This is a genomic window from Gilliamella sp. LMG 34362 (assembly GCF_984569125.1).
In genome coordinates this window covers 2,123,327-2,138,536 of the sequence record NZ_OZ474902.1, presented here as the reverse complement: position 1 = coordinate 2,138,536, position 15,210 = coordinate 2,123,327, and the positions used below count along the sequence as shown (strand labels likewise).

The window sequence follows — 15,210 nt, the reverse complement described above, 5'->3', positions numbered from 1 at the left end:
GTATGTCGGCATTGAAGAAAATCATCTTAATTAATTTATCTCTTTTTTTACTTGCACTGATAGCAATCGTTTGGATTATTGTGCATGAGTTACATCAGCCTTTTTTGCAAGTTGATTTAATTCAAGTAAGTGTATTAAAACGTATAATTCTTGTCGATAACTGGTTACCTCGCTTTACTATGGCTTTATTGGTTGGAGGGGCATTAGGTATTAGTACCATCATTCTACAGCAAGTTACTTATAATCCCTTAGCCTCTGATTCAACGTTAGCTGTAAGTAGCGGTGCTTATATTGCCCTACTGGGCACTCATCTTTTTATACCATCATTATTACTTTGGTTAAGTAGTGCAATGATTGCATTCTTTGGTGGACTTGCCAGTTTACTGCTTGTGTTTATGATGTCTTATCGTAATCAATTTTTACCAATCAGGATGCTACTGTCAGGTTTGATATTAAATTTATATTTGGGAGCATTAGCCACAGCATTAGTTATATTCCATCCTGAAGCGGCTAAAAATATTTTTGCTTGGCAAGCTGGCTCATTAATTCAAGATAGTTGGCATGATGTCAAACAGATAGTTATTGTCTCTTTGATTGCATTTTCCATCCTGATTTTATTATTGCGCGCATTTGAAGTTATGCAATTAGGTGAAACTCAAGCAAAAAGTTTAGGTGTACCGGTAGTGGTGATCCGTGTTGTCTGTATTTTGTTTGTCGCTTATTTATGTGCTACAACACTAAGTTTAGTAGGGATGATTGGATTTATCGGCCTAGCCGCAGCTACCATGATTAATCAATTGCAGTTAACTAAAGCCTGGCACAAGCTTCTCTTTTCATATACAACAGCAGGATTAATTTTATTATTAACAGATTGTCTTTTAGTTATTATCCAGTTCTATTGTTCTTTTTATTTGCCTGTCGGCACAGTCAGTGCATTTATTGGAACACCTTTATTACTTTATTTAATTTTCAAAGCGTTACCTACAACAATTAGTATATCAAGTAATAACTCTTTAACTCGATGTGATTTTTTAACGCCTATAAAAACAAGGGGACACTGGATATTAGCGATATTAATAATCTTAATATTATTATGGTTTAGTTTAACAATCAGTAATACACAATACGGTTTTATATTGACTGGTTGGAATCATTCTCTTATAAACATTAAATTACCAAGAATTATCACCGCCATTTCGGCTGGAATCATGTTAAGCACGTGTGGCGTTTTACTGCAATGCATGACCCATAATTCTCTGGCTAGCCCTGATTTGTTAGGTATTAGCTCAGGTGCAGCTATTGCTATTATTGTCATAGTTATGACGATGGGGTCTGACATCATGCCACTTTGGTTGCCGGGATTATTGGGTGCTCTACTGACCTTTTTATTTATTATTGCAATTAATATTAAAAATAAATTCCAACCTGAAAAAGTGGTTTTAACGGGAATAGCTTTTGCCGCTTTTTTAACGGCTCTGATTCAATTATTTTTAGTTACTGGCGATCCGCGTATTCAATATTTATTAATATGGTTATCGGGATCAACATACAGTAGTGGGCTACTAAGTAGTGTGGTGATATTTTTAGTAGCATTATTCATTTTATTTATATTATTAATATTTTCACGGTCAATAAGCTTGTTGGAATTGCCAGAAAATATGAGTAATGCATTAGGAATGAATAGCAATATTGTCCGTTTTTTATTAATTGTCGTTTCGACCATTTTAATTACTTTAGCCACATTACAAATTGGACCACTTAGTTTCATTGGTCTACTTGCGCCATTAATGACTCGGATTATTGGTTTTCATTTCATCCGTAACCAATTACTCATGTCATCGCTAATTGGAAGCATATTAATGATCGCTGCTGATTGGTTAGGTCGTAATATTATGTTTCCTTATGAAATTCCGACAGGAGTTATGGCATCACTGATTGGTGGGTCTTGCTTTATCTATCTAATAAGGCGTTCTTGATAATGTCGGCTTTTTTGCAAACTTTTAAACCATATGGTCATACTATTTTTGCTATTAGTCATGATAACAATATTTTGAGCATACTGATGGCATTATTGAGGAGTTCAATGATCAACTATATGAACTCAGTTCATCACCAAAAAGGAGAAAACTATGAGTTATTCAACTCATTTTAAACCTAAAAATCGCATTTTAGCTTGTTCTATATTATCTGTTTTACCTATCATCGCATATGCTGAAACAACCGATACAATGGAAGTTGTTGGTTCAATGGCTAAAACAGGCACGGTCAAATTTTATGATACGCAATCAACAGATTCTATTGATGAAAAGCAGATTAAAGATAAAGACTATAAAAAAGTTGACGAAGCACTATCTTATACTTCTGGCGTATTGAATAGTTCATATGGTCATGATGGCCGAACAAATTGGTTGAAAATTAGAGGGTTAGATGCTTCTTTTACTTTAGACGGTATGCCTCAATTTACTTATAGTTATTTTGGTTCAACACCTGAAATTTTCGGACTGGAAAAAATAGAAATATTAAAGGGCGCAAGTTCTCAACTATATGGTTCATCTAAACCTGGCGGTACTGTCAATATGATAACCAAACGCCCCAAAAATACTCCGGCTGGTGAAGTTAATGTGTTTTATGGAACACATGCACAAGTAGGAATAAATGGAGATTATAGTGGCATATTAACTGATGATATACGATATCGAGTAGTGGGTGCCTATCGAGATGAAAATGGACAACAAACTAAAACTGGATTAAAGCATTATTATTTTGCGCCGAGTTTAACATGGGACATAAATGAACTAACTTCTTTAACTTTATTATCAAGTTTTCAACGTGATTTTGGCATTCCTGAAAATGGATTTTTCCCTGCTTATGGCACGCTATTTCATTCTAAATATGGGAAAGTAGCAAGGGATACTTATTATGGTGATAAAGATTTTGATAATTTTAATCGTAAATCAGAAACAGTCGGTTATGAATTTAGACATCAATTTAATAATGGATTTGTTTTTACACAAAACTATAAATATGCTCATCAAGATTTAGATTTATCAGGTGTTTATGGTATGGATTTCACACCAACAGTTGATGGAAAAAATTATTCACGTTTTGCATATTCTCAAATAGGTATTAACAATACTCATACAATTGATAATCGCCTTTCTAAAGATTTTGAATATGGAAATTGGCGAGACACATTATTAATTGGAATTGATTATTTAAATACCTATATGAGTGGAAATAATTTTAGTGGCAGCGCTAGTACAGTGAATCGTTTTAAACCAAGATTAACCCATTCAAATATTACAGGTAGTTATTCGCCTTTTAAATTAAAAGCACAAGAATTAGGTGCATATGTACAAAATCAACTGACTTTTGATAATAAACTGATTTTCAATCAAGGTATGCGTCATAGCAAAATAAAAAATGATGGATACTGGAGTGGTTCTGATTTTAATCGTGATTATAACCACAATGCCTACAATGCAGGTTTAATGTATATTTTTGATAGTAATATCGCACCTTATATAAATTATTCAGAATCATTTTTGCCAGTGTATGGTTATGATAGTGTCAACAAAACAATGTATCGACCTTATGAAGCAAAACAGTGGGAAGTAGGGGGGAAGTATGAGCCTGATTGGTTTAATGGTACATTCACTCTGGCCTATTTTGATATTAAATCTCAGAATTCATTTGTTTCTAATGGGACAGGGCAAGCATCACAAACATTAGAAACACGCAGTAAAGGTGTAGAGTTACAAATAAAGGCTGATATTACTAAAAGTATAGATATGGATTTTGCTTATACTTACACTCATGCTAAAACAGATCAAACAGCTTCATTGACAACACGTAGTTCATTAATTCCAAAACATGCTGCTTCAGCTTGGGTAAATTATAAATTTGATGGTCAGTTTGATGGGTTAACTGTTGGATCAGGGCTTCGTTATATTGGTAAAACTGTTGATGAAGTCTATTATCCAAATGAAAGTGTACCTAGTTATACCTTATGGGATGCAATGGTTAAATATCAGTTTAATAAATCATGGTCAGTACAAGTTAATGCAACTAACTTAACCGACAAAAAATATATATCAGGTTGTAGTTATTGGTGTTATTACGGTGCGGAACGCAGTGTGGTTGGAACGCTTAGCTATAAATGGTAGCTATCAACTTTAAACTAATAAAATGCAAACAATTGTTTGCATTTTTTATACTATTTAAAAAGGTATCATTAAAATAAGACAGTTAGAAAGTTCATCCTTGTTGGTTTATATTTGAACAGTTTAAAATGAAATTAGCTTTCTATATTATGGTTTGACTTTAGGTCCATAACTCCAGTCTAGAATGTATGGTTTATAATTAATATCTTGTTCATTATACTTTATAGAAGAGTCCATATCTTCCTCTTCATCTGAAGGAATTTTACCAACAAAATCATTCAAATCACCTACTTTAGGTATTGTAGCAAATTCTTCAATAGTGACTAATTTATCGTTTTTAACGTAAGTTATCTTCCAAATGTAATCTGTAGGCTCTTCACCTCGATAAAAAGTATCAGCAAATTTTTCTACCGTAGTTAACAATGTAAATAACTCACCACATAGATCTGATTCATCAACACAAAACTCAACCGAAACTACACGATAAATATTGTTACCGATGATATATCTTGCGACCGCTTCTCTGGAATAATCGTTTTTATCAGAATAATTATTAATAATAAATACAAAGCGACCATCATCAATATCTGCTGAGTAAGTTAAATATTCTATTCCATCATTTAAAACTTCTTTCTGTTTTTTAAATATGGATATATTTTCAGTATTTGGGGTGGCAAATAATGGAGCAGCAAACAACAAAGATAATATAGTGATTTGTTTTAATAGTTCTTTCATGTGTCATATTCCTATATTTTTATATGCAACAAATTATCTAAATATGCATTTCAATAAAGATCGCCGTTTATTGCATTTCAATTTGGTTATTGTAGAAATGTTTGGCGCTCAATATTGCCAACAAAATGGACAGATAAGAGTAAAAAACAGATATTTTTCATAAAAAACCGAACATAAATAATCTTCTAATAAATAAATGCTAAAAGCAATGTTTCCCTTTAAAAAAACTCACTTTTTTGGTGTTTTTTGATAAACTAATTATTAATAAACAATATAATCGTAACAGATATAATATGTAGTATTTGTTTTAATTTTTTTATTTAGGAAAAAACGTGCGAGCTTTTTTTCAGCAATCAAATTTTACTGATGGAGCACTAGCTTTAGCGCTTTCTCCTGCATTGACGCCAACAGGTATTGTTAATCATCCGGTATTTTTTTCTGGTTTTGCTCTTTACCCTCAAATTATTGCAAGAGGATTGCTTGTATTAGCAGACATTACTTCTACGAACTATTTCCAGTATAAGCCTGAGTTTCAAAAAGATCCGGTACTTTCAGCGCAAGGTGATCGTATAAGAGCAGAGTGTTTTTCTGCCTGTAATGGGGTATATGCACGTTTAGATTTATTAAGAGAAGGCCTTGATGGAGAGATTTATCGAGGTACTACTAATGTTGATATTGGTATTGGTTTAAGACAAGCTCTTGCTAAGGTTAATAGTAAAGACAGACTTCATTTAAATATAGGTGATCAAGGGTTAGTAACACGGTATATAGAGGATAAAGGCAATCATCTCAAAGGGTTAGATAAAATCATTTTACAACGGCCTGTTCAAATGCCTAATCGGTGGATAAGAGCTTTAGGCAATATCGCTGAAATCCATAAAAACATGAAGCCAGTTTTTACAATAAAAGGACCTCAAGCACAAATGTTTGTGAGTACTCTACCTAATGTAACGAGTAAAAATCAATCTGGTTGGCTTGTATTATCGCGTTCAGGTATTAAATTAATGTCTAGAAGCGATACGCATAGTGTTTATATATCTGGCTTGCATCGTCTCAATGCACTTAAACGGCTAATAACTAATATTATAAGTTTAACCTTTTACTGTTTGCAAAATAACGAGCAGGGGCCATGCATGATTGAAGTAAGCCTTTTGGGCGCTCGTTTAACACTCAGCTTAACAGCTGAAGCATGGCAAGGATATTCTGGTGAAGGAGCATTGTTAACCTCTTTAGTTTCATCAGCAGAACAAAAAGATTCAAAAATAGTGAATGATCTTTTACAGTTTGATGCGCTTATTAATAAAGAACAATTGTCAAATGCTTCAGCATTAGAGGATTATCGCATTGAGCGGGCACTTGCTTATCTTGCCGTTTGTGGAAAACTTGGGTTTGATGCATATGAAGGTTCTTATTTTCATCGCGAGTTACCAGAAGATCCGAACCGAGTTTTAAAAGATAACCCACGGCTTATTGGTGCGCATAAATTAGTTGATCGGATCGAAAAAATTGATGAGATGACATGGATAGTCAATTCTACAGATGATAGTTATCGAGTGTCTATTCCTACAAATCAATTGAATTGCAATCCTCAATGTACATGTAGTTGGTATCTTAAGAATCAACAGAAAAAAGGTCCCTGTAAGCACGTTTTAGCTGTACAAATCAAGGAAGGTATTTATGAACGCTAAGCTTGAAGAAGCCGTCGCTATTTTTAACTCTTTGGGATGGGAAAAAGTAACTATAGATACCATATTACAGCAACCACTAGGAACAAAAGAACAACAAAAAATTGCGCTGAATGGTCTAAAAAATGGAGACTGGGAGCGTCTTATTAAAAGAGAAGCGAACAGTACTTACACCAATGAAGGATATATTGAATGCAATCTCAAACATATTACATTGTATGCTATTAGGATTGGAGTTTCTATCACCCGTGCTCTAGAGTTCGCTTATTTTGCTGATAGGCCATTATTACTGCCTATTATTAAGGATAAGGGTGAAAAGTATGCGACTAACTTTATCAGCAAAGCTTGCGTATCCAGAAGAAGAGTATTTGAACACTCTTCAAGTGTATTTGGTGATATTGCAGTTCAACTTGTTGATCAGTTAAATTTAGCTATTCCTGAAAGCTACGAATATATGAAAGATTGGGCCGTTTATGCTGCTTTGTCCATGGGATTACCTGCTGAAGACTATTCTAGAGCAGTATCGACACAAGAGTTACCAACACAAGAACAAATAAAACGCAGGTTTTCTGAGCATATTAAAATAGCGATTGCCGTCAATGTACCTGCAACCGGACCATTCTTTTCTGTATTTATCGAAGGTGTTAAACAAGGTTGGCTCTCAAAACACGATGCAATAGAGTTTATCTTTTTTGCGTTAGATAATGCTATTCGACCTGGGGATAGAAAGGTTTGGGTTAGTGCTATAGATGAGTTGGGGATAAGTACTACAACGTTACATGAAAGAGCAGCAATTTTGATTCCTTTACTTGCCAAAGGTGAATCAAGTGTAATTGCAAAAATTGCTCCTATATTGATTGAGAATGTTGATGATGAACTTTTTAATGAGGTAATGATAGCCTCATTTTCAGCAAAGGTTAAATCAACAAAACAGTTAGTTTTAAAAACAGCAATGACAAGAGTAGCCCCTAATGATGTAGCGCAACTCACACCATGGCTGGCGATATGGTGTGACGATAAAGATAAATCTATTGCAAAGTTAGCTCGTCAATTGGCTAACCATTGGCAACTCAATTATGCACAAATTGAAGAAAGTCATACACAGGACATTAAACATCTTTGGCAAAAAACACCATCTTTATGGATATGTCCTCAATTTGATTGGGGAGAAGTTACACCTCAAGCACTAACAGAGCTTGCCAGTGAACTGGTTAATCGAAGAGAGTTTGTTTGTGATACTGTTGCTGAAAGATTTTTAGCTGTTGCAAATAAGATCGCTTATACCGATCCTCAATCGGCTAAAACAAGTTTGGCTGGATTGAAAACAATATCTTTTGATGTGCTATTTTATTTAATTGCTTGTTGGGTGAAAGGAATCGAACCTGAAGGCTATTGGGGCGCTGATCAGAAAGATATGGTACATGAAGTATTGCATGCTCGTAATTATGTAGTTTGTAAAAATTTAGATCAATTACCTTGTATTTTATCAACTCCCAGTAAGAGTGATCTTTCAATTACAGTTGATGATCTTTGTAAACGGCTAGAAAAATATCAGAAAAATAATATTCATGCACTTGAAGCAGATATATTTTTAGCTTTAACTCGTTTGGATACCAAAACACAAAGTAGTAAAAATTTAAACTTATTAAAAACGTTAAAGGTTGATGTCATTTTACAATCAGGTAAAAAAATGCCTGTTAACGCTGGTGACATAGTTTTAGCTTATCTTGATTGCCCTGTAAAAGAAGTTTTATTAGATTATAATGAGGAATATTTTGGGGATATAAAAATTCCAACCACTCCATCATTACAATACTTTCCTAAACGGTTTGATTCTTTAGCTGATTTGACTACTAGTGCATTTTCTGTGTTTCCGCTCTGGGGTGATGCGGCTATACGACTGAGTGTTTCCTCATTCAATGAAATGGAGCATGCCAAAGGCCTCATTTTTAGGCAAATTGCAAAACGGCAAATACCGTTTACTGCTGGTGTTGCAATGAATATTCTCGCTGCACAGCGTTCAGCATCACCCCGTGCTATAGCTGATATAGCCTTAGCCATGAATGAGGCATGGGAAAGAGGTTTGCTTATACCAGGAATTGCTGATGTTTTCTTACTAGACTGGATAAATAGCACTCCTTCTAAATTAGTTAGCTTAGTTGCAACGCTGTCAAATATTGCTCAGCAAGGGCTTTTATCAGTTGTATGGCCAATTTTAGACGAATTAATTTTAGCCTCTTTAAAAGCGCCGAGATTACTAGTGGGAACTGATGAAATTGTAAATGCTATAGCAGAATTTTTACCCGAAGTTCAGTTTGCAGTTACTAATGGACTTGCGTCGCCAAATCAACTGGATCTTTTAGGTTTGAGAACTTTAGCTGAAAAAACAGGCAGTTCACGGGTAATCAATGTAGCAAAATATATTATTACTCAATTACCAGACATTAAGTCTGTTAAATCAAAAAAATCTAATGAAGTTAATGTAACTGATTTTGATAAAATTTGGCCTAAAAAAGAAAAAAACATTCCGGTACTTGATGATGGCGCTATTATCTCAATTGATTTATTTGAGCAAAGCAAATCTAATTCTGCTTTCATTTTTACATTGAAACTACCAGATATTAATGACCGAGTTTTTCATATAGTAAAAACAAATTGGTTTTATGATTTAGAAGAAGGGCAATGTCAAGCATATCCAGCCCCCATAGAACACCCTAAATTTACAACGGATAGCCAGAAAAGTGTTTATTTGCATTGGGATAATGATAAAAAAGCCTTACTGGTCAGCAAATATCGAAATTGGTTAAAAAATGAAGATGGCCCATTGTCTAGTACAAAAATACCCGCATTATCAAATGTTTCATTATTTCTAAATTGGCTAAGTAATAAATATGAACCATTATCTAGTACAGAAATACCCGCATTATCGAATACTTTATTAATGGTTGTTATTGGGCTTCTTGCTCAAGATGGCGAGGGTGCCTATTTTGCTGAAAATTATGTTTTAACGGGTCGTATTGATGAAGGAACTGTTCGTAGAGCAATTTTACTATTTTTAAAAAATCCCATTGTAAGTCCTGCAAAACTTATTAGGTCATTAGAAAAAGAAATTAAATTTTTACCGCTACTTTGGCCTATTTTAATTGAATGTGTTCGTTTTGTTGGTAATCTTGTTAGTCGAGGGGAAAAAATACCAGTCTGGACAAATCGTATTTTAGATATATCGTTACAGTATGCTGCTTATTTGAAAGAAGCTGCATTGCGTGGTTACATAACAAACAAAGATGCTAAATGGGAAGGTCTACATACAATAGCTTCATCAAAATTAAAGTCAACAGCAGTTGCGAAAGCAAAACAGTTGCAAGAAGCTTTGAATATTAACCTTTAATCAAAGATTGTTACAGCACTATTAAATCTATATTTATTTAGTTATTTATAGTGCACTATCAATTTTAATGCCTAAGTAGGATGTTATACTTTTGTAGTAGTATGTCTATTTAGGTAATTGTTTTTTAGTTAGAATGAGCCTTAAGCATAGCTAACTCCTCTATCCATAATTATCCAAACGAGAACAGGTTATTAATCCCCAAACATTAATGTGATGGTATACACTCCTCAATTATTTTTACAAATAAATGGTGAAGTGATACTACAGGGCAGAAAAATAAGTAACACTACAATGAAAATGACTTATCCTGAAATCAGTTATTTCTTTACCAAAAAATTCCAGATAGAATACTTGCAAATATATATTTTTTATATAGTTATATTCTCGGTTCAACGTATATTGATTAAATTTAATTTTTTATCATAATAACGATGTGTATGAGGGATAGGTGTTCCTCTAGTTTTGTACTCAATATGAAAATGTAACATACTATCTTCAATATTTATCAAGTGTATTTTTTCCATATTCGGATGCATTGTTAATTGTTTACATAATGATTCAAAAGAGCAATTAGTCATTTTATCTAATTTGGAAAGTATTAACTCAGTCTTAATTCATCAAGGTATAAGTGCTTGCGAACGCTTGATACAGCTCAATGGTATTGCGATTAATCAAATGCAATCTTTGGTCAATATTTCTGAAATGAAGAATCTTATATTCAGTTAGTAGTATATAAACGATAATACAGTATATTTTAGGTATGTAATGCCTGAAATACGCTGTACAAACAGTAATGTTTTCCGCATATAGTGTCTTTATTATCAATTATTAAAGCTCGTTTCAGTTGTGATGGTCTCAGCCCCAAACTAGATAAACATGTTCTGCTAAAATGAGCCGAATCAGAAAATCCCATATCATTGGCTAATTTTGTCAGTGTTGTAGGGGAGTCGAGTGTATCAATTACATCCTGTAATCTTTTCCACAATAGATAACCCCTGAAATTAATACCCAACTCAGAACGAAAAAGATGAAGAAAGCGACTTTCAGAAAGGTGTATTTTTTCGGCGATTTCCCTCGATGAAATTTGCTTTATGGGTAATGATGAAATAATAGAGACTGCTTTATTAATGCGGTTATCTTGATCACATGAACAATTAGGATCTGACTCACGTAATAACTTATAGACGTGATAAAGATCAAATGGTTGGCTAATCGTAACAGATTTCATAAAATAACTGGCAATTTTTAATGCTTCTTCTTTAGTTAGAAAATAAACAGGATTAGTTTCAGTAAAATGCGATAATAAGTGATAATAGGGATTTTCTGGGTCAATAAGCAAATTAATACAACAGACATCTGGTGCGCTCAGTTTATGAGGAACATTTGATTGAATAATAAAACCAAACACATCTTTTTTTTCATCTGGTGTTTCTAGCTCAAAAGACATATTGTGCAATGATATTGTCAATTGAAGAGAAGGGTGACGATGCCAATCCGTCGTGATATTGTTTATAAAAAGCAATGTAGATAAATTTTGTCGGTGCACTTTAACTAACAAATCATTGTCTAACATGATATTTTATCCTTGCTAAATAAACATCCTTGTCATTAAAAACAGTAACATAAACCATATGTAAAGACTATATATACGTAATTCGATTAACTAAAACTAACTAAAGGATAACACATATCATATATAAAGTTAATCAAGAACAATACAAGCGTATTTTTGGCTATTTTAAACCTATCACCAAAAATTTTATTATAGGATCTCAAAATATTTCGCAATCTTTTTGCCATTTTCAGTAGATAATTTTAATATTAATAATTTTGATGATTTACCATTAAAATTAAAAAAAGATGTTCAATACTTTCCAGTAAGAAGAAAAATAGAGTTCTTAGCTAGTAGAATGTGTTCAGCTACGGCATTAGAAAACTTATTGCGTGAGGGAGAATATTACTGGAGACTAAAAAGTTCCAACGGAGCCGTTTTATGGCCTAAAAACATAGCTGGTTCAATATCTCAATCTAATAATTTTGTAACTGTGGTTACAATAAAACACTCAAATGAGGTTGAAAGCATAGGCGTTGATATAGAAAAAATAATGTCCACTCAAAAAGTAATTGATTTAAGTCAAACGATCCTAAAATGTCCTACTCCCAGTGATATCATAATGGACATAACACATTACATTACTTTAGTATTTTCAGCCCAAGAGAGTTTATATAAGGCGTTTAGCTCAACTGGTATTACACTTTCATATGAAGATATTTTTTGCATAGGTATAAACAAAGAAAAAACATGTACATTGCATGTAGATAATCCCATCAATAAAGTTTTTGAAGTTCATTTTTATTTTTCAAAATATTATAATCTTGTTATTAATTAAGTGCTTATCCAACCAACTATTTTTCTATTTCATTCTTTGATGTAATAGTTGATTTTGCAAACCAAACAACTATGATTAATAGTAGAAAAATAATTCCATATAGCCAAAAAATTTCGTTGGTTGCGATTACCAGCCCCTGATTAGTAATATTTTGTGCTAGTTTTGCCGAAGCTTGAGTTTCAGAAAAACCTTGCAACTGAAACTGCTGATAAGTGTATTCTAGCGTTTGTATATTTTGATTCATTAGATCAGTTAGTTGGTTGTGATGAATTGCTTCACGATGTTCCCATAATGAATTTGTTAAAGAAGTACCAATGGAAGTAGATAATGTTCTAAAAAAATTAAATAAACTTCCTGCTGCCGCTAACTTGTGAGAAGGTATATCAGTTAAAATTATTATATTCAAAGGCATAACAAAGCAAGCTATCGCAAATCCTTGAAAGAATTGGGGCCATGCTGAACTCGAAAAATCCATATTAGGCTCAAACGAGTAAGCTCTCCAAAAAAAGCACAAAGCAAAAACAATGAAACCAAAAGTCACAAGCTTCCTCATATCTAAATAAGGAACCAAACGGCCGACAATTGGAGCAAGAACGATAGGAACTAAACCGATGGGAGACAATGCTAATCCTGCCCACGTTGCAGTATAACCAAAAACTCGTTGTAATAGCTGTGGTTGCATAACTAATGTTCCTATATGTAGCAAAAATGCCAAACTTATGCAAATCGTCCCTACTGTAAAATTTCTTGATCTAAATAAAGATAGATCAACAATAGGATGATTCGATGTCATTTCCCAAAGAACAAAAAAAGAAAGTGTTACTAACGCTATCACAGATAAAATAATAATTTCAGATGAATTAAACCAATCCAGTTCTTTTCCTCTATCTAAAATAAGCTGTAAACTACCAACACCAAATATTAATAAAGCAAGCCCGATAGTATCTATTCGAGATTTACTTATTTCTGTTTCTCGTCCTTTTAATAATATTCTAATACTTATCCATGCTATTAGACCAATTGGCACATTTAGTAAAAAAATCCAGCCCCAAAATAAATTGTCACTTATCCATCCACCCAAAATAGGTCCGCAGACGGGAGCAATAATAATAGTCATCGACCATATTGCTAAAGACATATTTTTTTTGGAATCTGGAGAGTTAGCTAATAATAAGCTTTGAGAAAGAGGAATAATTGGTCCAGAAACCGCACCTTGTAGTACTCGTGAAATAATTAACATTTCAAGGCTGTTGGACACACCACATAACCAAGAAGCAAATACAAACAACAAAATTGAAAACAAAAATAATTTAACTTCCCCAAAGTATTTAGCTAGCCATCCAGATAAAGGAATTGAAATGGCATTGGATACGGCAAATGATGTAATTACCCATGTTGCTTGACTACTTGATGTTCCTAGGTTTCCAGCAATAGTAGAGAGAGCTACATTGGCAATTGTTAAATCTAAAATTTGTAAGAAGGCCACTGTTGCCAATGCAACAATAAGCCCAATTAATTTTGCACCTGATAGATATAATGGTGACATTTTATGATTCACTGAATATTACTCTCTAAAATTAAGTTATTTTGCATAATTTCTCGTACTAGTTCCTCGAATTCATCTAAGTCGTAAGCAAGTACATCTGTTTGATATTTAATTTCTTGAGGTGAAATATCAGTAAGTAATTTTCCACTTACATCACTGGTATCCACTGTTACATACATAGATAACCCTACCCGTAATGGATATTCCTTAATTTGCTCTTTATTCAATTCAATACGAACAGGTAAACGCTGAACTACTTTAATCCAATTTCCTGTTGCATTTTGTGCTGGTAATAACGAAAATGCACTTCCCGTTCCCATAGCAATTCCTGTAATCACCCCGTCGAATTTAATATCATCTCCATAAAAATCACTAGTTAACTTAACTTTTTGTCCTATTCGAATGTGTTTTAATTGAACTTCTTTAAAGTTAGCTTCTACCCAAACTTGATCCAAAGGAACAATAACTAATAATCGTTCTCCTCTATTAACCTGTGTTCCAACTTGGACTTGGCGCCTCGAAACATATCCAGTGACAGGGGAAACAATTGTTACTCGTTTTAAGTTAAGCCAAGCTTCCTTTAGTTTAGAAATAGCTTGCTGAATACGTGGTTGTTGTAATAATGAATTCTGCATTAATAGGGCATTATTAATTTCTAACTCTTGCTTGGAAATTTTTAAGTCATTTAACGCAATTAATACATCTTGCCTAGCATGCTCTATTTCTTCTTTTGAAATAGCATTACGAGACCAAAGGCCTTCTCTCCGAGCTAAATCTTTTTCTAATTTATCTAATGTCGCTTGCTTTAATTGAATACTTGCTGACAATTTTTCAGTTGTCAGTTTGATCTGTTGAATTTCTCTTATTACCTTGGCTAATTCATTTTTTGCATAACTAAAATTATTTTCAGCATCAATTGATTCTAATTGAGCGATAACATCTTTTTTTCTTACAAAGTCATTATCATCAACGTAAATGGAGGAGATTCCTCCGCTTATTTGAGTATGAATTGGAATTTGATTTCCCATAACATACGCATTATCTGTAGATTCTGTAAACCGAGAAAACATGTACCAAAAAATGAAATATCCTATCCCTGAAACAAGGAAAATAACAGATAAAATAATCAATTTTTTATATCGTGTTAAACCATTGAATTGTCGGTCATCGGTGTTGTTTTCCATCGTACACTCCATTTACATCTTTTATTTTAATCATTGCTTCTATGAACAGCATCACAAAATACTGTTTCATTAAGCAGACATTCCACCATCAATAACTAGAGTTTGACCCGTAATATAAT

At 33.2% G+C, this 15,210-nt stretch carries 9 protein-coding genes and 1 pseudogene; 6 read left to right on the top strand and 4 right to left on the bottom strand.

Translation table 11 applies throughout. The annotated features are described in order from the left end of the window. Positions 1 to 2 precede the first annotated feature (2 nt). A complete protein-coding gene (gene fhuB, locus AC5LWZ_RS09830) occupies positions 3 to 1,976 on the top strand; it encodes a Fe(3+)-hydroxamate ABC transporter permease FhuB (protein WP_493463607.1) in 1,974 nt (657 codons plus the stop codon). 153 nt (positions 1,977 to 2,129) lie between these two features. Beyond that, a complete protein-coding gene (locus AC5LWZ_RS09825) occupies positions 2,130 to 4,166 on the top strand; it encodes a TonB-dependent siderophore receptor (RefSeq protein WP_493463606.1) in 2,037 nt (678 codons plus the stop codon). A gap of 144 nt (positions 4,167 to 4,310) precedes the next feature. Here AC5LWZ_RS09825 and AC5LWZ_RS09820 read toward each other — a convergent pair whose 3' ends face one another. Further along, a complete protein-coding gene (locus AC5LWZ_RS09820) occupies positions 4,311 to 4,898 on the bottom strand; it encodes a hypothetical protein (RefSeq protein ID WP_110447333.1) in 588 nt (195 codons plus the stop codon). A 332-nt stretch (positions 4,899 to 5,230) separates the two neighbouring features. On the opposite strand from AC5LWZ_RS09820, the gene AC5LWZ_RS09815 reads away from it, so the two are divergent. The 3 genes and pseudogenes from AC5LWZ_RS09815 to AC5LWZ_RS09805 all read left to right on the top strand — a co-directional run. Beyond that, a complete protein-coding gene (locus AC5LWZ_RS09815; RefSeq protein ID WP_493463605.1) occupies positions 5,231 to 6,586 on the top strand; it encodes an SWIM zinc finger family protein in 1,356 nt (451 codons plus the stop codon). After that, the gene (locus AC5LWZ_RS09810) at positions 6,576 to 9,971 is read left to right on the top strand and encodes a hypothetical protein (protein WP_493463604.1); all 3,396 of its coding nucleotides are present in this window, start codon (positions 6,576 to 6,578) and stop codon (positions 9,969 to 9,971) included. The genes AC5LWZ_RS09815 and AC5LWZ_RS09810 overlap by 11 nt, the downstream gene beginning before the upstream one ends. A gap of 564 nt (positions 9,972 to 10,535) precedes the next feature. Then, a pseudogene (locus tag AC5LWZ_RS09805) lies at positions 10,536 to 10,697 on the top strand (KilA-N domain-containing protein); the annotation flags it as partial. Positions 10,698 to 10,725: 28 nt separating this feature from the next. Here the strand turns inward: AC5LWZ_RS09805 and AC5LWZ_RS09800 are convergent. Continuing rightward, positions 10,726 to 11,544 (bottom strand): helix-turn-helix domain-containing protein, encoded by an 819-nt coding sequence (locus tag AC5LWZ_RS09800; RefSeq protein ID WP_110447336.1) that lies wholly within the window; start codon positions 11,542 to 11,544, stop codon positions 10,726 to 10,728. Between the two features lie 220 nt (positions 11,545 to 11,764). On the opposite strand from AC5LWZ_RS09800, the gene AC5LWZ_RS09795 reads away from it, so the two are divergent. Then, entirely contained in the window at positions 11,765 to 12,361 is a 597-nt protein-coding gene (locus AC5LWZ_RS09795) for a 4'-phosphopantetheinyl transferase family protein (RefSeq protein ID WP_493463603.1), read from the top strand. A gap of 16 nt (positions 12,362 to 12,377) precedes the next feature. On the opposite strand, the gene AC5LWZ_RS09790 is transcribed toward AC5LWZ_RS09795, so the two are convergent. Beyond that, positions 12,378 to 13,907: a DHA2 family efflux MFS transporter permease subunit gene (locus AC5LWZ_RS09790; RefSeq protein WP_198214993.1), complete on the bottom strand. Its 1,530-nt coding sequence runs from the start codon at positions 13,905 to 13,907 to the stop codon at positions 12,378 to 12,380. 8 nt (positions 13,908 to 13,915) lie between these two features. Next, complete coding sequence (locus tag AC5LWZ_RS09785) at positions 13,916 to 14,935, bottom strand: HlyD family secretion protein (RefSeq protein WP_493463602.1); 1,020 nt, start codon at positions 14,933 to 14,935, stop codon at positions 13,916 to 13,918. Positions 14,936 to 15,210: the final 275 nt, after the last annotated feature.

Excerpts from the sequence above, each read along its gene's own strand:
- AC5LWZ_RS09810 (WP_493463604.1), top strand. The coding sequence starts at position 6,576 with ATGAACGCTAAGCTTGAAGAAGCCGTCGCTATTTTTAACTCTTTGGGA.
- AC5LWZ_RS09785 (WP_493463602.1), bottom strand. The coding sequence starts at position 14,935 with ATGGGAAATCAAATTCCAATTCATACTCAAATAAGCGGAGGAATCTCC.
- AC5LWZ_RS09825 (WP_493463606.1), top strand. The coding sequence starts at position 2,130 with ATGAGTTATTCAACTCATTTTAAACCTAAAAATCGCATTTTAGCTTGT.
- AC5LWZ_RS09800 (WP_110447336.1), bottom strand. The coding sequence starts at position 11,544 with ATGTTAGACAATGATTTGTTAGTTAAAGTGCACCGACAAAATTTATCT.
- AC5LWZ_RS09820 (WP_110447333.1), bottom strand. The coding sequence starts at position 4,898 with ATGAAAGAACTATTAAAACAAATCACTATATTATCTTTGTTGTTTGCT.
- AC5LWZ_RS09790 (WP_198214993.1), bottom strand. The coding sequence starts at position 13,907 with ATGTCACCATTATATCTATCAGGTGCAAAATTAATTGGGCTTATTGTT.
- fhuB (WP_493463607.1), top strand. The coding sequence starts at position 3 with ATGTCGGCATTGAAGAAAATCATCTTAATTAATTTATCTCTTTTTTTA.